Source organism: Psychroserpens luteolus (assembly GCF_021032705.1).
Classification (GTDB): Bacteria; Bacteroidota; Bacteroidia; order Flavobacteriales; family Flavobacteriaceae; genus Psychroserpens; species Psychroserpens luteolus.
Genome location: NZ_JAHVXI010000002.1, coordinates 24,662 through 41,581, shown reverse-complemented (window position 1 = coordinate 41,581; position 16,920 = coordinate 24,662). Strand labels below are relative to the sequence as shown.

The following is a 16,920-nucleotide window of genomic DNA, read 5'->3' as shown; positions in this document are numbered from 1 at the left end:
TTTGTGCCTTGATTATGAGTGAAAATACAGAACAGACTAACCAAGAGATTGTAAAAAACGTTTTTACAAAGTTCTTAGAAGAAAAAGGCCACAGAAAAACACCTGAGCGCTACGCTATTCTTCAAGAAATTTATGATAGTGAAGAACATTTTGATATTGAATCTTTGTATATTAAAATGAAAAATAAAAACTATCGTGTAAGTCGTGCTACACTTTACAATACTATTGAAATATTAATGGAATGTGCTTTGGTAAGAAAGCATCAGTTTGGTCAAAACCAAGCCCACTATGAAAAATCATATTTCGATAAACAACATGATCATGTGATTATGACAGACACTGGCGAAGTCATCGAGTTCTGTGACCCTCGAATTCAATCAATTAAAAAAACAATCGAAGAGGTTTTTGATATTTCTATCTCTAACCACTCTCTCTACTTTTACGGAACAAAAAACAAACCAACTAACTAATTACACAATGGCAGTAGATTTACTACTAGGATTACAATGGGGCGACGAAGGCAAAGGAAAAATTGTTGATGTACTCACCTCCAAATACAATATTATTGCTCGTTTTCAAGGTGGACCAAATGCTGGACACACCTTAGAATTTGATGGTATCAAACATGTTCTAAGAACAATTCCGTCAGGGATTTTTCATGATGATTCTATCAACGTGATAGGAAATGGTGTTGTAATCGATCCTGTTGTTTTTGTGCAGGAATTAGATGGCTTAGATAAGTTTGATTTAGATTATAAATCAAAATTGATAATTTCAAGAAAAGCTCATGTAATTTTACCAACACATCGTTTATTAGATGCAGCTTCTGAAACGTCTAAAGGAAAAGCCAAAATTGGTTCTACTCTTAAAGGTATTGGGCCGACTTATATGGATAAAACTGGTCGGAACGGAATTAGAATTGGTGATCTTGAATTAGACAATTGGAAAGATAAGTATCGTTCTCTAGCTAACAAACATGAAGCAATGATCGGATTTTACAATGTAGACATCCAATATGATTTAAAAGAAATGGAAGATGAATTCTTTTCTGCAGTTGAACGTCTGAAAGAATTACAATTTATAGATAGTGAAGAGTATTTAAACCAAGCATTAAAAGCAGGAAAACCAATTTTAGCTGAAGGTGCTCAAGGATCATTACTAGATATCGACTTCGGAACCTATCCGTTTGTGACATCATCAAATACAACAGCATCTGGAGCCTGTACTGGTCTAGGAGTTGCACCAAATAGGATTGGCGAAGTATTCGGAATTTTTAAAGCCTATACCACTCGTGTTGGGTCAGGTCCATTTCCCACCGAATTATTTGATGAAACTGGAGCCGAAATGGCACGTATTGGTCATGAGTTTGGTGCCGTAACTGGTCGGCCTAGACGTTGCGGATGGCTAGATCTGGTTGCTCTTAAATATGCTTGTCAAGTAAATGGTGTTACTCAATTGAGTATGATGAAAGGTGATGTACTCTCAGGTTTTAAAACTTTAAAAGTATGTACAGCCTACAAATATAAAGGTGAAACAATCACGCACTTACCATTTAATATCGAGCAAGAGAATGTGACACCAATCTATACAGATTTCAAAGGTTGGAAAGAAGATCTAACCAAAATGAGAGACGTATCAGAGTTCCCTTCAGAATTAAACGAATACATCGCATTTTTGGAAAAAGAATTAGAAATTCCTATCACTATAGTGTCTGTTGGTCCAGATCGAACACAGACCATCAATCGCTAGGTATTAAAAATCTGTTAAGGCATACTATTCCGAAGAGATTATAGTTATTTTTGGAGCAAATCACATTGACTTGAATCTAATATTCAGATACATACTTATACTAGCAGGTTGTTTAACAACAGCATATTCCTATTCTCAAGAATCAAAGAAAATCTTTATAGAATACTCTGGTTTTACGGTTAGAGATTCACTTTCAGGTCCTAACGTTACAACATTTGTTCGTAGTGATCAAGGTCAAATTCATATTGTACATGAAGGTGTTGATATGTGGTGTGACAAAGCCATTTATTATCAAAACGAAGACTTTATTGAAGCTTTTAGTAATGTCGTTATCAAACAAGGTGATACCATTAACATGACCTCAAAATATGTGGAGTATAGCGGCATTACACAACTTGCCTTTGCTGCTGGTGATGTCGTATTAACAGAACCTCAATCGACGCTCACCACAGACACCTTATATTTTGATAGAACTAAGCAACAAGCCTATTACAAGAGCATGGGTAAGGTTGTTAGAGACTCATCGGGCACCATTACGAGTCAGATTGGTCGCTACTATCTCAATGAAAGCAAATATCGTTTTTATAAAGATGTTGTTCTTGTTAATCCAGAATATACCCTAAATACAAATCAGCTCGATTTTTATTCGGAAACTGGACACGCTTATATGTATGGACCATCAACAATCGTTGGGGAAACAAGTAAAGTATATTCTGAACGTGGATTTTACGATACCAATAACGATGTTGGTTATTTTATAAAGAATTCGAAGATCGACTATGACAATCGAAGAGTTGAAGGTGATAGTTTATATTTTGATAGGACTAACAGTTTTGCGTCTGCAACAAATAATATTACGGTTACAGATACCATTAATAAGAGTATCGTTAAAGGACATTATGCTGAAGTCTTTAGAGCCAAAGATTCCGTTTTTATAACCAAACGCGCACTAGCCATAACGGTTCAAGATCAAGATTCTATATATATACATGCCGATACCCTAATGGTGACTGGGAAACCTGAACATCGTATCACAAGAGCGTATTACAATGCTAAAATGTATAAAAGTGATATGAGTGGAAAAGCAGATTCTATTCATGCCGACCACAAAACTGGATTGACCCAATTAATAAATTTAAAACGCTATTCTACTGGTGATGAATTTTCTGTAAAACGAAGGCCTATACTCTGGAATCTCGGAAATCAAATGACAGGTGATTCCATTCATTTGATTTCAGATGTTGAAAAAGAAGAACTCGATTCTCTTAAAGTCTTCGATAATGCTTTTTTGATAAGCAAGGATACACTTGGTGATGGATTCAATCAAATAAAAGGTCAGAAATTAATAGGATTATTTAAAGATAATGAACTCTACAATGTTGATATTATAAAGAATGCTGAAATCATTTTTTATACTCGAGACGACAAAGACACCTTAATTGGTATCAATAAATCGAAATCTGGAAGTATTAATCTTCAATTTGACGGACCTTATAAGATTATCACCCTACTAAATCAAGTAGATGGTGATATATATCCGGAATCACAGTTTCCAGAGAACGCTCGAAAATTTAGAGGTTTTGATTGGAGAGGTGATGAACAACCCAAAAGCGTTGATGATTTATTTAGCGATGACCCTCCCTTGGTTTTACCAGTAATTAAAGGATTAGATCCTTATGTTGAAGATGAAGAGTTTTTTGATGATGCTCTTATGAAACGTGTAGATACAGCAAAGAAAAAAGACAAGAGCAAAGAAAATAAAGCCAATAGGCAGATTCCCAAAAAGGACAGACTTAAAAAACAGTCTAAACCCTTAAAAAACAAATTACCTGTATACTCTAAAGCAAAGAAAGATAATTGATGAAAGAAGATTTCTTCAAATATCAAGCGCAAACAACCCCTCATCCTTTGGCAATGTCCATATCACATGCCGAAGGCTCTTATATTTATGATACCAACCAAAAGGCGTATTTAGATTTTGTAGCTGGTGTTTCTGCGTGTAGTTTAGGTCATAAACATCCTAAAGTAGTTGAAGCTATAAAAGCACAACTAGATAAGTATCTACACGTGATGGTTTATGGTGAGTATATCCAAGAACCAGCAGTGGAACTCTCAAAGTTATTGGCAGCACACCTTCCGAAGAATTTAGAAAAAACCTATTTAACCAATTCTGGTACAGAAGCTATTGAAGGTGCGCTAAAATTAGCAAAACGTGTTACCGGACGCAGTGAAATTGTAGCTGCACATCATGCCTATCATGGAAATACTATGGGCTCTATGAGCGTGATGGGTTACGAAGAACGAAAACGTGTGTTCAGACCATTGGTTCCTGATGTACGTTTCATTCAATTTAATAATGAAGAGGAATTATCAAAAATTACGCATAAAACGGCTGCTGTCATTTTAGAAACGATTCAAGGTGGAGCAGGCTTTATTCTTCCTTTGGATAATTATTTAGAAAAAGTTCGTAAACGCTGTGATGATGTTGGTGCTTTATTAATATTAGATGAAATCCAACCTGGGTTTGGACGAACAGGAAAACTTTTCGGATTTGAACATTACAACTGTATACCAGATATATTAGTTACTGGAAAAGGTTTAGGAGGAGGCATGCCTATTGGTGCATTTACTTCTTCGACAACATTTATGAATGCATTACAAGATGCACCTAAACTTGGTCACATCACTACCTTTGGTGGTCATCCAGTCATAGCAGCTGCTGCACTAGCCACAGTAAAAGAGATTACAGAGAGCAATCTCATAAAAGAAACTTTGGAAAAAGAGCAATTAATTCGTGAACATTTGCAACATGAATTAATTACAGAAATACGCGGACAAGGATTAATGTTAGCTGCTATAACACCATCTGCTGATGTCACAAATGAAGTGATTTTGAAGTGCCAAGATGAAGGATTAATACTATTTTGGCTACTTTTTGAACCATGCGCCATCCGAATTACACCACCTTTAACCATTTCAAAAGCTGAAATTATTAAAGGATGTAAGATCATAACTCAAGTTTTAGATTCTATTTCGGCATAATTTATGCTACTTCTTTATTGTATTAAGTATTTGATTTTTAGAACCTAAAATCAACTAATCTTAACTACTACTCTACCTGTTAACTATTTTGTTGAAAACATTAAACCTAGATGTTAAAAATTTTAACTGATAAGAGTACTTTTATTTAACAAACAATGCTATTTGCTTATGGAGTTTGGTCTACCTCAAGACAACAACAATATTTCGCTTAATCGATTTGAATCAATGCTCAAGACTAATAATGTTTTGTTCTTTGATTCTGGAGAATTTGAAAACATTATACATCATTATCTGGAAACAGGTAAAATAGCTTTAGCAAAAAAAGCTGTAAAATTAGGCCTCGAACAACATCCCTCTTCCATAAATCTAAAATTATTTCAAACAGAACTATATGTCTTAGAGAACAAGTTTGATGAAGCAGACAAGTTACTTGATGAACTTCATATTTTAGAACCTTCTAATGAAGAAATATATATTCAAAAAGCCAATGTGCTTTCAAAACAAGATGAACACGAAAAAGCAGTTCAAACCTTATTAATTGCGCTTGACTTGTCTCAAGGTGATGAAGGCACTAGTGACCTTTACGCATTAATTGGTATGGAGTATTTATTTTTGGACCAATTTCATAATGCAAGAACATATTTCAAAAAATGTTTAGAATTAGATTTAGAGGACTACTCAGCCTTATATAATATTATTTATTGCTATGATTTTTTAGATGAAAACGAAGATGCCATTACGTTTTTGAATACCTATCTAGATAAAAACCCGTATTGCGAAGTGGCTTGGCACCAACTAGGGCGTCAGTATTTCACAATCAAAGATTATGACAAGGCATTAGCTGCTTTTGACTTTGCGATTATTTCAGATGACAGCTTTGTTGGAGCATATTTAGAAAAGGGAAAAGTCTTAGAAAAGAAAAAATTATACCATGAAGCCATTGATAATTATAAAATTACTCTGGCGCTAGATGAGCCAACTTCATTTGCTTTGCTACGAATTGGCTATTGTTATGAAAAACTTGGAAATGATGATCTTGCTGTGCAGTATTTTTATAAAACAGTTCATGAAGACCCACTACTCGACAAAGGATGGATTGCAATAACAAAGTTTTATAATAAGAAGCAGAATTATCTAAAAGCATTGTTTTACATCAATAAAGCCATAAATATAGATGGTGAAAATGTGGTATATTGGAAATTATACGCTCAAATTAACCAACGTCTTAATTTTCTTGAAGAAGCCGAGCGTGGTTATAAAAAGACACTAGATCTAGGTAATTACGAACTACAAACATGGTTATCTAGAGCAGATATCCTTATTGCTTTGGGTGAATATGAAGCGTCTATTATTAATTTGATTCAAGCTGCCGAATTCTATCCAGAGACTGCTGAACTCGAATTTAGGTTAGCTGGCTTAAATTTTACACTCAATCAAAACAGCAAAGGACATTATCATCTCAAAAATGCACTGCTGCTCAATCATGAGTATGAGTTCGTCTTAGAAGAATTATTTCCCAATGTTATGCACAGGCCTTCGGTAGTTGAAATGATTGCCAACGCCAAGAAATAAATAGCCTTATTTCTGTTAGAACAACTCAAATCATTTTAGTTTTTGTCTGAAATTACTCATAGCTATTTCATACCTTTACCCTAGCGATTAAAAACAACATGCAAAGACAATTCAAAGATTACTTTCTTATTACACTTAAAGGCATTGCAATGGGAGCAGCAGATGTTGTTCCAGGAGTTTCTGGTGGGACCATAGCTTTTATTTCTGGTATTTATGAAGAACTTATTGAAAGTATAGACAATATCAACTTGAGTGTTTTCAAAACTTGGAAACAACAAGGATTTAAGACTGCTTGGAATTCTATAAACGGAACATTTCTACTCGCCTTATTTTCTGGTGTCGCCATTAGTATTTTATCGTTGGCAAAACTCATTAAGTATTTATTACACAATGAACCCATACTATTGTGGTCATTTTTCTTTGGACTTGTTCTGGCAAGTATATTGTACATAGCAAAACAAATAAAAACATGGTCTCTACAGGTCATTATAGCTATTATTATAACATCAGTACTTTCGTATTTTATTACACTAGCCGAACCTTTTGCATCACCAGATAGTTCAATATACTTGTTGTTTTGTGGCTTTATAGCAATAATTGCCATGATCTTACCAGGAGTTTCAGGTGCGTTTATATTACTTATTCTTGGCGCTTATGAAACGGCAATAAATACAGTTAATAATCTTTTAGAAGGGTTGTCTACTGGAAATTTCGATCTGCTAAAAGATGCTTTGTTAAAATTCTTTTTACTAGGCGTTGGCGCTATTGTTGGACTAAAAGTATTTTCGAAGTTGCTCAACTGGATGTTTAAGCACAAAAAAAATCTGACCTTGGCTATCCTCACTGGATTTATGATTGGTTCGCTAAATAAAATATGGCCTTGGAAAGAAATTCTTAAAACACGTATTAATTCTGAAGGCCTAGAAGTAACTGTGTTAGATGAAAGCATTTTGCCTACCTCATACATAGGAGACAACCAAATTGTTCTTGCGTTAGTTTTAGTTATATTAGGATTTGCCTCCATTCTAATTCTTGAAAGTTTAGGACATAAAAAGCCAACTGTTTAATGGAAAGCACTAGAACGCTAAAAGATAAGATTTTCCTAGTTATTAAAGGGCTAGGTATGGGAGCAGCAAATAAAGTCCCTGGTGTTTCTGGTGGAGTTGTAGCCTTTGTCGCTGGCTTTTATGAAGAGTTTATTTATTCCCTACAACGCGTTAATAAAACAGCTTTTAAATTGTTATTTAATGGTCGATTTAATAGTTTTTATCGTTATATCAATGGAAAATTCTTAGGCTTATTGTTCTTTGGAATGATTGTTAGTTATTTCAGTGTTTCTAAAATCCTAGACTATTTCCTTCAAAATTATGAATTGTATGTCTGGAGTTTATTCTTCGGAATGATCGTAGGCTCTATATACTATATCAATAAGGATTTTAAGGATTGGAATTATAAAAGTATCCTTTCGCTTATTATTGGTATTGCACTTGGAGTCGCCATTAGCTTTTTAGATCCCGCAAAAGAAAATGATAATTTAATTTTTGTCTTTTTCTGTGGAATTATAAGTGTGTCTGGAATGACTCTTCCCGGATTTTCTGGTTCATTCATTCTTATTATATTAGGAAACTATGTCTTATTGCTTGTAGACTCTGTGAATGCACTTTACGATACCTTTGCCGAGCTAATTACTGGCGATTTTAGTTTTGTTGAAAATGCAATGCGTATTAGGTTACTCAAAGTATTAGGTATGTTTACCTTAGGATCTGTAACAGGCTTGGTCACTTTTTCTCATCTATTGAGTTATGTACTAAAACACTATAAAAGCATTACTACAGCATCTATTATTGGTTTTATAGTAGGATCACTAGGCGTGGTATGGCCATGGAAAAAAACCATATTCAAAACACAAGAAGATGGTAGTTTCTTATTAGATTCTAATGGCGGAAAGATTATTTCTAATTATGAACGCTTTTTACCAGATTTTAATACAGAAACCTATTTTGCCATTGGTTATATTATTTTAGGAATTTTAGTCGTGCTCGCTCTAGAATGGTACGGCCAACGTACAAATAAAGCGTATGTCTAGATTAGGATTATTAGGACGGCATATCTCATACTCATTTTCTCGAGAGTATTTTTCTCAGAAATTTGAAACCCTCCAATTGGCATTTACTTATGAGAATTTTGACTTAGAGCATATTTCCGAATTACCACAATTATTAAAACACAATTCTAATATTAAGGGACTCAACGTAACCATTCCTTACAAAGAAGAGGTTATTCCCTATTTAGATGCTCTAGGTAAAAAAGCAAAAAAAATAGGAGCGGTTAATACCATCACCATAAACTCCAAAGGAAAGCTAAAAGGCTATAATACAGATTGTTACGGCTTTAAAAAAACTATAAAACCTTTTCTTAAATCCCATCATAAAAAAGCACTAATACTTGGTACTGGAGGTGCTTCGAAAGCTATAGCATACACTTTCAAAAAGTTAAATATTAAGTATGATTATGTATCTCGATCAAAAAAAGATGGTGTTAAATTTACCTATGACAATTTAGATTTAGACACTATAAAAAACTACACAATCATTATTAATTGTACACCAATTGGAACACATCCAAATGTAAACTCATGTCCAGATATTCCATATGATGGGATTACCGCTAAACACCTACTCTACGATCTAATTTATAATCCTGAAGAAACCAAGTTTTTAAAAGCTGGTAAACTTCAAGGAGCACATACAGTTAATGGATATCAAATGCTAGTTTTTCAAGCTGAAAAAGCATGGAAAATATGGAAATCTACCTTTTAAAAAAAATATCATTAACAGACTTCTTTTTGTAAATCAGTCGCTTGGTTGTATATTAGCCTTCTAATACATAAAACATTGAAAAATGTCTGAGAATGATAACCTGCAAGAAGCAGATGGAAAAACTGAATTAAAAACTACTGAAGTACCTCAAACACCTGAAAAACAGCAACCTTCAGAGGAGCCTATTTCCGAAGACCAAAAAGAAGTGCCTAAAGCATCTACTGAAGAGGCTACTAAAGCAGAAGTTGGAGAAGCCGAAACGCCTTCAGAAATTAGCAAAGAATCAACTAGTGAAACTTCAAAAGAAACGACCGAAGTTGTTGTCGAAGATACGGCCAAAGCAGATGCACATGTAGAGGAAATTGAAGAGGCAAACGCTGAGGATGCTGAAGATGAAGAAAATGCTGAACGTCATGAGCTAGAATCTAAAGACTACCACTCAATGTCTATGGAGCAGCTCACTATAGAGTTTGAACATCTTATAGATAACCATAAAATTCAAAATATAAAAACCCAAGTTGATGAGATCAAATCAGAATTCAATTCTAAATTTGATGCATTGCTCGATGAGAAAAAAGAAGAGTTTATCAACGAAGGTGGAAATGAAATTGATTTCTACTACTCCTCTCCAGTAAAAAAACGTTTTAATAATGCGTTTAAAACGTATAGAAATAGTTTAAGTGCTTACTATAAAGAGCGTGAAAACAATTTAAAGGCAAATCTTGAAAGACGACTTGCTATTATAGAGGAAATTAAAGGCTTAGTAAACGCCGAGGAAAATATTAACACAACCTATAAGCATTTCAAAGATCTTCAGGAACAATGGCGCAATGCTGGACCTATTCCTAGAGATCGATATAATAATGCCTGGAACTCTTACCACCATCACGTAGAGATTTTTTATGACGTATTGCACCTCAATCGGGATTTACGCGATATGGACTTTAAGCATAATCTCGAACAAAAAACTAAAATTATTGAACGTGCTGAAGAATTAGCAAAAGACGATAATATCAACCGCTCGTTTAGAGAATTGCAAGTCCTTCATAAATTATGGAAAGAAGATTTAGGTCCTGTAGCAAGAGAACATCGTGATGAGATTTGGGAACGTTTTAGTAACGCAACCAAAACTATTCATGACAAACGTCAAGCTTATTATGCCGATTTAGATAAAGCACGAGAAAAAAATCTGGAACACAAGGAAGATATTATTTCAAAAATTGAAGAAGTTGCAGCAGATACAACTAGTTCTCATCAAGCTTGGCAGAAGAAAATAAAAGCTATCGAAGCGTTAAGAAAAGACTTTTTTAATGCAGGTAGAGTGCCTCAAAAAATGAATGAAGCCACTTGGTCAAAATTTAAAGGCGCAGTTAGAACATTTAATAGAAATAAAAATGCCTTCTACAAGAATCTTAAAAAAGATCAATACGAGAATCTAGAAAAAAAGAAAGCTTTAATTCAAATTGCGCTTGATAATAAGGACAATGAAGATTTTTCAGCCACGACACCTCTAATGAAAAAAATACAGAGCGACTGGAAAAAAATTGGACATGTACCGAGACGTGATAGCGACAAAATATGGAAAGAATTTAAAGCCGCTTGTAATTCTTATTTTGATAGATTAAATGCTGAACGTAATGAAGCTAATAAGGAATTAATGGTTGCTTATGAACAAAAATCGGCAATGCTAGAAGAACTTAAGATTCTTGAATTGTCTGGTAAACCAGAGAAAGATATACAAACGATTAAGGAGAAAATTGCGGCTTGGAAAGCTATCGGACACGTACCGTCAAACAAACGTTATATAGATGGAAAATTTAATAAAGCATTAGACGGATTATTTGGTAAACTAGATATGGACAAGGCAAAGCTGGAAATGATCAAATTTGAAAATAAATTAGAAAACCTTGCACAGCCAAACGATACACGATTACTCGATAATGAGCAGAATTTTATTAGAAAGAGAATTTCAGAAATAAAAGGAGAAATTAATCAACTGGAAAATAATATGCAGTTTTTCTCAAATGTAGATGAAACGAATCCTTTGGTAAAAGATGTGATTAAAAATATTGAAAAACATAAACAAGGGCTTTTGGTTTGGCAAGAGAAGCTAAAAAAGGTTAAGAGTATGTATTAACCTAATATAGCCTAAATTATAAGAGACCATTTGCTTAATTGTACAGATGGTCTTTTCTTTTTATAGATTTCTCCTCACTCTAACTTTTATATATACTCATCTCAATGAGTTTGGGTTTTATACATAATAATCACTAAATTTAAAACATGGACGCACTTATAGAAAAATTTTATAAAGCCTTTAACGAGTTAGATTCTGAAACCATGGTGTCATGCTATCATGACGATATTATTTTTGAAGACCCAGCATTTGGTGTTTTAAAAGGTGAACATGCAGGCAATATGTGGCGTATGCTTTGTACATCACAGCAAGGAAAGGAATTTAAAGTTACATTTTCTAATATTAATTCTGATAACGGAAAAGGTAGCGTCACATGGGAAGCTTTTTATAATTTTAGTAAAACTGGGCGTAAAGTTCACAATATTATTTTGGCAACTTTTGAGTTTAAAGACGGTAAAATTATTAAACATACCGATCAATTTAACTTGCATAGATGGGCCAAACAAGCTATGGGATTTAAAGGATTACTATTAGGCGGAACTGGTTTTTTTAGAAAAAAGCTAAACCAACAAACGAATCATTTATTAAGCAAGTTTGAGAAAAACCTATAAAAAACAAAAAAGCTATTTAAGATGGTCTTAAATAGCTTTTGTAATAATCAATATCTGTTTCTTTTTAGAGACTAATAGCTTACTTTATGTTTCAGTATTTGATTACACTTTATGAATTGCAAAATGTGTGCCAAAACTATAATATTTTTATAAATAATTAGCATGAATTCTGGATATTCAAAAACACCATTGGCAAAAAAATTGGGTATAAAATCTGGCTATTCATTTTTACTATATAATGCTCCAAATCACTACTTTAACTTATTTGAAGACTTACCTGATGACATCAACGAACTCACTGAAGCAAGCGAAAAATCTGCAGACTTCATTCATGTGTTTTGTACAACTCTTGAAGATTTAAATAAGGTCATTGACCACTACAAACCTGCATTAAAAACTAACGGCTTGTTTTGGGTAAGTTGGCCTAAAGGAAGTAGCAAAATAAAAACCGACCTAAAGCGCGAACCAATTAGAGATTTAATCTTGAATAAAGGTCTTGTCGATATAAAAGTTGCAGCGATTGATAATGATTGGAGTGGATTAAAATTTGTGTATAGATTAAAAGATAGAACCTAATATTAAATTAAACATGAGTTGGATAAAAGTTATTCCATTTGAAGATGCAACAGGCAAACTAAAATCAATTTATAATAAAATTAAAGGGCCAAACAATCAAATTGATAATGTACTAAGTATTCATAGTTTACGCCCTCATACACTCGTAGGACATATGAGTCTTTATAAAAATGTATTACATCATTCAAATAACACCTTTCCGAATTGGTTTTTAGAATTTTTAGGAACCTACACAAGTTTTATAAACAACTGTTATTATTGTTATAAACACCATTACGAAGGTATGAAGCGCTTTTTAAATGATTCTGAAAAAGCAAAGGAACTAAAGCTTCATGTTGAGAGTGATTCGCTTGATGACATTCTTAATTTAAAAGAACTATGCATCATTAATTATGCTAAAAAATTGACCTTAAAAGCGAATAGCATAACGATAAATGATATAGAGCAATTAAAGCATTATGGACTATCTGATGGTGAAATTTTAGAGATCAATCAAGTTGTTGCTTATTTCAATTATGCCAATAGGACAGTACTAGGTCTAGGGGTAAATACTGACAACGAAATTTTGGGTTTGTCACCAAAAAATAAAGACGATGAAAGTTCATGGAATCATACATAAAGACTTATGAGTATTCAGGCTTTTTTCCAACAACACCTTTATAAAAGGCTTTCATAAAGGCAAAATCTGCTTCTACATTATCTGTCGGATAAAACGGTTCTGAGATATGATTTTGCTTATTCTTAAAATCTAAGGTAAACATGATAATCGGCACTTTAGCTGCTTTAGCGATATAGTAAAACCCGGTCTTCCATTCGCTTACTTTTTTTCTTGTGCCTTCTGGAGCCAATGCTAATCTAAATTCGTCTTTATCATCAAAAAGTTTCGCTATAGCATCCACCTTGTTCTGTCCTGATGTTCGGTCTAATGCTGCGCCACCAACTGACCTAAAGTACCAACCAAACGGCCATTTAAATAATTCTTTTTTAGCTACAAAATTAGTTTTAACATTAGTTACTTTGCGAAGTAAAATACCAATAATGAAGTCGTACCAACTTGTATGTGGAACGGCTATTATCACTGCTTTTTTAATGGTATCTTTTGAAAAATTGGTATTGCCAGTGACTTTCCATCCCCAAATTTTAAAATAGATAAGTCGAGCTAGCCATCGCATATTACATTTTTTGATAAAGTGCTTTGAGTTTATTTCTGGTAATAACTTGTTTCCAATTTTTACCTATAGCGTTTTCCCAAAGTGGCTCTAAACTCAAGGCTACATCAATCATAATGTCAAATTCATCATCATGAAGGTCGGCACAAATTCCTTGAGGAATTTTTATGTTGTGCTTTTTTCTCATGGCTTTATACAAAGCGACACCTTCCGGATAATAGTCTTCTAAATGTTCAAAGACAATACAATTTCCAACACCATGTTTAATACCCAACAAATAGCCCAATCCATAACTCATTGCATGCGCTACACCAACTTGAGAATAGGCAATACTCATACCTCCATGCCATGACGCCATCATAAGCTTATCTGCAGATTCCTCTTCAGATAAGTTGTCTTCAATAAAAATTTCCTTACAGAGTTCTAAAGCTTTCTCGCCATAACTTTGACTAAATGCATTAAGATAGGTTCCATTTAAAGACTCAATACAATGCACAAAACAATCCATTCCTGTATAAAACCATTGATCTTTTGGAACATCTTTAGTTAGTTCTGGATCTAAAATAACTTGATCAAAAGGCGTATAATCACTATTAATACCAAGTTTTCGTTCAGGTCCAGTTAATATAGTGGTACGAGATACTTCTGCTCCTGTACCAGATATGGTTGGAATACCGACGTGATAGATAGCAGGATTCTTAACCAAGTCCCAACCTTGATAATTTTTAGCCTCACCTTCGTTAGTAAGCATAATTGCTACAGCTTTGGCAAGATCTAAAATCGTACCTCCACCAATACCAATAATACCTGAAGGCCTATCCTTATGAGTAAGGATGATGCTCTCAACCAATTCATCAACTTGAGATGTCTTGGGTTCCTGTTCAGCGGAAATATATAAAAGTTGGTCATCGTAGGCCAAAGGAATTCTAGACGTCAAATCGGAATTACCTTTGAATACATCATCGACCAAAAATATAAATGGTGCTTTTCTATTCAAGCGCTCAGGTGCTATAATATCACCTAACTGATTAAAACTGCCTCGTCCAAATACAACTCTGGACACCATTGGATAATTTTTATAATTCATTTATTCGTCTTCGTATAACAAAAATAAAAACATAGTTGGATTTATCTTTACTTATTTAAATAATGTTGGAATTTTTCAGAAAATAATCCAACATGATAACCATCTACTAAAGCGTGATTTACATGTATAGATACGTTCATCATAAGTTTTCCGTCCTGTTGATTCTCAATTTTACTAAAGGCTAATTTAGGAACAGACTCCATTGCACCAGACACAGGTTCTTTATGTCCTGAAAAATTCACCCAAGGCAATGCAGAACAATGTACACAGGACAAATCATTTCGCTCTGGAAATAACTCATTTGAATGCTCTATTCTTTTTTTCTCTTTATCTAAATTGATTAAAAAATCTTCTAATTTATTATCAAACTCAATATATGAGCATCCAAAGGTTTTATTGGTTCTCATAATCGTAGCAGATGCATTAATTATATCGTACTGAACAATATCATCGTTTTCAATCCTAAGTTTTAACTCGTCAACATCATTTATCGCTTTCATACAATCATGCAAATATTTTCCGAAGAAAGATATTCGATTTGATTTAGAAAACCGATAGGCTTGACTTACATCAAAAGGAATTATGACACCAAAATATGGATCCTTGAACCTACTAAAATGTTCATAATGTGCTTGGCGTTTCCAAGTATCTAGATCTATAATTTTCATTAATTTAAAATGGTTTTTAAATCTGATAAACTAGATATTGTTTTGTAGTCTTTCTGCTTTGTATCTTGATCGTTTACTTGTTCATGTAACCAAGTGGTATGAAAAGGCACATGAACAGCTTTTGCTTTTAAGTTTACGAGTGGTAAAATATCCGATTTCAATGAATTACCTACCATCAAGAATTCTGAAGGGTTTATATCCAAATGATTCAGCAATTTTGAATAATTGATTTCTTTTTTATCACTCAATACTTCAATATGGTGAAAATAAGAACTCAAATTTGATTTTTCAAGTTTACGTTCTTGATCGAGCAAATCACCTTTTGTAACTAGGATTAATCGATAGTCTAGAGACAGATTTTTTAACGTCTCTTCGACACCATCCAATAACTCTACTGGTTTGTTTAACATATCCTTACCAATAGCTAATATTTTTTCTATAGTATCATTTGACACTGAACCGTTAGATAACTCAATCGCAGATTCTACCATTGACAATACAAAGCCTTTAACACCATATCCATATAATGATAAGTTGTCCATTTCCTTTTTAAACAGTTCTTGATCAATTTTGTTAGCTGTTTCATAAGGCGCCATGAGTTTTGCAAATTCTAATTCGGCATCACGAAAATAGGTTTCATTTACCCATAATGTATCGTCTGCGTCAAATCCGATGACTTTAATATGTTGGTATTCTACGTTCAATTTTTCCAAAGTTTTTTTGCACGTTCTAAATCTTCAGGCGTATCTATTTCTACGCCTTCAACTGTGGTCTCAACCATTTTGATGCGCTTACCATACTCTAAATATCTAATACATTCAATCTTTTCAGTAGCTTCTATAAATTGCATTGGTAATGTATAGAAGTCCAATAAGGCATCTTTTCGAAATGCATAAATCCCTTTATGCTTGAAATAGCGAGCTCCCGCTTCCTTATCTCTCGGAAAAGGAATAGGGCTTCTTGAAAAGTAAAGCGCAAAATTATTTTGATCGACGATGACTTTAACTGTGTTAGGATTATTAATTTCATCCCAATCATGAATTTCAACCATAAGTGATGCTAAATCAATTTCTTTTTGGTGATCATCTTTAAATACGCCAAGCACTTTCTCTAAACTTTCACGCTCAGTAAAAGGTTCATCTCCTTGCACATTTACGACAATATCAACATCTAAATTCTCTACAGCTTCGGCAATACGATCACTACCAGATTCGTGTTCTTTTTGGCTCATGATGGCCTTTCCTCCGTTATTAACGATCTCATCATAAATAGTTTCGCTATCTGTAACCACATAAACATCATCAAATAAATCTGTAGCAACAGTGGCCTCATAAGTTCTTAAAATAACTGTCTTCCCTGCAAGATTTTGCATAAGTTTTCCTGGAAATCGAGATGCACTATAGCGTGCAGGTATCATAGATATTATCTTCATTTGACCGAAATAGGTTGAATATCAAAAATAAAACTTTTATGTGATTTTGGTCCTACTT

General features: G+C 33.6%; 17 protein-coding genes. 12 read left to right on the top strand and 5 right to left on the bottom strand.

Going from position 1 to position 16,920, the window contains the following annotated elements:
• Positions 1 to 14 precede the first annotated feature (14 nt).
• From KWG70_RS05840 to KWG70_RS05785, 12 genes are all read left to right on the top strand, one after another.
• On the top strand, positions 15 to 470 hold the full coding sequence (locus KWG70_RS05840; RefSeq protein WP_230935057.1) for a Fur family transcriptional regulator: 456 nt from the start codon (positions 15 to 17) through the stop codon (positions 468 to 470).
• Between the two features lie 7 nt (positions 471 to 477).
• A complete protein-coding gene (locus tag KWG70_RS05835) occupies positions 478 to 1,749 on the top strand; it encodes an adenylosuccinate synthase (RefSeq protein ID WP_230935056.1) in 1,272 nt (423 codons plus the stop codon).
• Between the two features lie 70 nt (positions 1,750 to 1,819).
• Positions 1,820 to 3,610 (top strand): OstA-like protein, encoded by a 1,791-nt coding sequence (locus tag KWG70_RS05830; protein WP_262910612.1) that lies wholly within the window; start codon positions 1,820 to 1,822, stop codon positions 3,608 to 3,610.
• The gene (locus tag KWG70_RS05825) at positions 3,610 to 4,791 is read left to right on the top strand and encodes an aspartate aminotransferase family protein (RefSeq protein ID WP_230935055.1); all 1,182 of its coding nucleotides are present in this window, start codon (positions 3,610 to 3,612) and stop codon (positions 4,789 to 4,791) included. Before KWG70_RS05830 ends, KWG70_RS05825 begins: the two co-directional genes overlap by 1 nt.
• Before the next feature lie 168 nt (positions 4,792 to 4,959).
• Entirely contained in the window at positions 4,960 to 6,363 is a 1,404-nt protein-coding gene (locus KWG70_RS05820) for a tetratricopeptide repeat protein (protein ID WP_230935054.1), read from the top strand.
• Positions 6,364 to 6,461: 98 nt separating this feature from the next.
• Positions 6,462 to 7,430, top strand: a complete 969-nt coding sequence (locus tag KWG70_RS05815) for a DUF368 domain-containing protein (protein WP_230935053.1) — start codon at positions 6,462 to 6,464, stop codon at positions 7,428 to 7,430.
• Complete coding sequence (locus tag KWG70_RS05810) at positions 7,430 to 8,449, top strand: DUF368 domain-containing protein (protein WP_230935052.1); 1,020 nt, start codon at positions 7,430 to 7,432, stop codon at positions 8,447 to 8,449. Before KWG70_RS05815 ends, KWG70_RS05810 begins: the two co-directional genes overlap by 1 nt.
• Positions 8,442 to 9,182 (top strand): shikimate dehydrogenase family protein, encoded by a 741-nt coding sequence (locus KWG70_RS05805; RefSeq protein ID WP_230935051.1) that lies wholly within the window; start codon positions 8,442 to 8,444, stop codon positions 9,180 to 9,182. Before KWG70_RS05810 ends, KWG70_RS05805 begins: the two co-directional genes overlap by 8 nt.
• 82 nt (positions 9,183 to 9,264) lie before the next feature.
• The gene (locus KWG70_RS05800) at positions 9,265 to 11,319 is read left to right on the top strand and encodes a DUF349 domain-containing protein (RefSeq protein WP_230935050.1); all 2,055 of its coding nucleotides are present in this window, start codon (positions 9,265 to 9,267) and stop codon (positions 11,317 to 11,319) included.
• Between the two features lie 146 nt (positions 11,320 to 11,465).
• Complete coding sequence (locus tag KWG70_RS05795; RefSeq protein ID WP_230935049.1) at positions 11,466 to 11,930, top strand: nuclear transport factor 2 family protein; 465 nt, start codon at positions 11,466 to 11,468, stop codon at positions 11,928 to 11,930.
• Between the two features lie 162 nt (positions 11,931 to 12,092).
• Complete coding sequence (locus KWG70_RS05790; protein WP_230935048.1) at positions 12,093 to 12,506, top strand: DUF3052 domain-containing protein; 414 nt, start codon at positions 12,093 to 12,095, stop codon at positions 12,504 to 12,506.
• A gap of 13 nt (positions 12,507 to 12,519) precedes the next feature.
• The gene (locus KWG70_RS05785; protein WP_230935047.1) at positions 12,520 to 13,125 is read left to right on the top strand and encodes a peroxidase-related enzyme; all 606 of its coding nucleotides are present in this window, start codon (positions 12,520 to 12,522) and stop codon (positions 13,123 to 13,125) included.
• A gap of 4 nt (positions 13,126 to 13,129) precedes the next feature.
• On the opposite strand, the gene KWG70_RS05780 is transcribed toward KWG70_RS05785, so the two are convergent.
• The 5 genes from KWG70_RS05780 to kdsB are packed head-to-tail and all read right to left on the bottom strand — an operon-like array spanning position 13,130 to position 16,862.
• Complete coding sequence (locus KWG70_RS05780) at positions 13,130 to 13,678, bottom strand: 1-acyl-sn-glycerol-3-phosphate acyltransferase (protein ID WP_230935046.1); 549 nt, start codon at positions 13,676 to 13,678, stop codon at positions 13,130 to 13,132.
• A 1-nt stretch (position 13,679) separates the two neighbouring features.
• Positions 13,680 to 14,762, bottom strand: coding sequence for an iron-containing alcohol dehydrogenase family protein (locus KWG70_RS05775; RefSeq protein ID WP_230935045.1), 1,083 nt, complete (start codon positions 14,760 to 14,762; stop codon positions 13,680 to 13,682).
• Between the two features lie 47 nt (positions 14,763 to 14,809).
• Complete coding sequence (locus tag KWG70_RS05770) at positions 14,810 to 15,430, bottom strand: CatA-like O-acetyltransferase (protein WP_230935044.1); 621 nt, start codon at positions 15,428 to 15,430, stop codon at positions 14,810 to 14,812.
• Complete coding sequence (locus tag KWG70_RS05765) at positions 15,430 to 16,134, bottom strand: HAD family hydrolase (RefSeq protein WP_230935043.1); 705 nt, start codon at positions 16,132 to 16,134, stop codon at positions 15,430 to 15,432. The genes KWG70_RS05770 and KWG70_RS05765 overlap by 1 nt, the downstream gene beginning before the upstream one ends.
• Positions 16,131 to 16,862: a 3-deoxy-manno-octulosonate cytidylyltransferase gene (kdsB, locus tag KWG70_RS05760; protein WP_230935042.1), complete on the bottom strand. Its 732-nt coding sequence runs from the start codon at positions 16,860 to 16,862 to the stop codon at positions 16,131 to 16,133. The genes KWG70_RS05765 and kdsB overlap by 4 nt, the downstream gene beginning before the upstream one ends.
• Positions 16,863 to 16,920: the final 58 nt, after the last annotated feature.

Bases quoted from the DNA above. Each gene is read 5' to 3' on its own strand.
- KWG70_RS05815 (WP_230935053.1), top strand. From the start codon at position 6,462: ATGCAAAGACAATTCAAAGATTACTTTCTTATTACACTTAAAGGCATT.
- KWG70_RS05790 (WP_230935048.1), top strand. From the start codon at position 12,093: ATGAATTCTGGATATTCAAAAACACCATTGGCAAAAAAATTGGGTATA.
- KWG70_RS05810 (WP_230935052.1), top strand. From the start codon at position 7,430: ATGGAAAGCACTAGAACGCTAAAAGATAAGATTTTCCTAGTTATTAAA.
- KWG70_RS05800 (WP_230935050.1), top strand. From the start codon at position 9,265: ATGTCTGAGAATGATAACCTGCAAGAAGCAGATGGAAAAACTGAATTA.
- KWG70_RS05775 (WP_230935045.1), bottom strand. From the start codon at position 14,762: ATGAATTATAAAAATTATCCAATGGTGTCCAGAGTTGTATTTGGACGA.
- KWG70_RS05780 (WP_230935046.1), bottom strand. From the start codon at position 13,678: ATGCGATGGCTAGCTCGACTTATCTATTTTAAAATTTGGGGATGGAAA.
- KWG70_RS05840 (WP_230935057.1), top strand. From the start codon at position 15: ATGAGTGAAAATACAGAACAGACTAACCAAGAGATTGTAAAAAACGTT.
- KWG70_RS05795 (WP_230935049.1), top strand. From the start codon at position 11,466: ATGGACGCACTTATAGAAAAATTTTATAAAGCCTTTAACGAGTTAGAT.
- KWG70_RS05785 (WP_230935047.1), top strand. From the start codon at position 12,520: ATGAGTTGGATAAAAGTTATTCCATTTGAAGATGCAACAGGCAAACTA.
- kdsB (WP_230935042.1), bottom strand. From the start codon at position 16,862: ATGAAGATAATATCTATGATACCTGCACGCTATAGTGCATCTCGATTT.
- KWG70_RS05820 (WP_230935054.1), top strand. From the start codon at position 4,960: ATGGAGTTTGGTCTACCTCAAGACAACAACAATATTTCGCTTAATCGA.
- KWG70_RS05835 (WP_230935056.1), top strand. From the start codon at position 478: ATGGCAGTAGATTTACTACTAGGATTACAATGGGGCGACGAAGGCAAA.
- KWG70_RS05825 (WP_230935055.1), top strand. From the start codon at position 3,610: ATGAAAGAAGATTTCTTCAAATATCAAGCGCAAACAACCCCTCATCCT.
- KWG70_RS05770 (WP_230935044.1), bottom strand. From the start codon at position 15,430: ATGAAAATTATAGATCTAGATACTTGGAAACGCCAAGCACATTATGAA.
- KWG70_RS05805 (WP_230935051.1), top strand. From the start codon at position 8,442: ATGTCTAGATTAGGATTATTAGGACGGCATATCTCATACTCATTTTCT.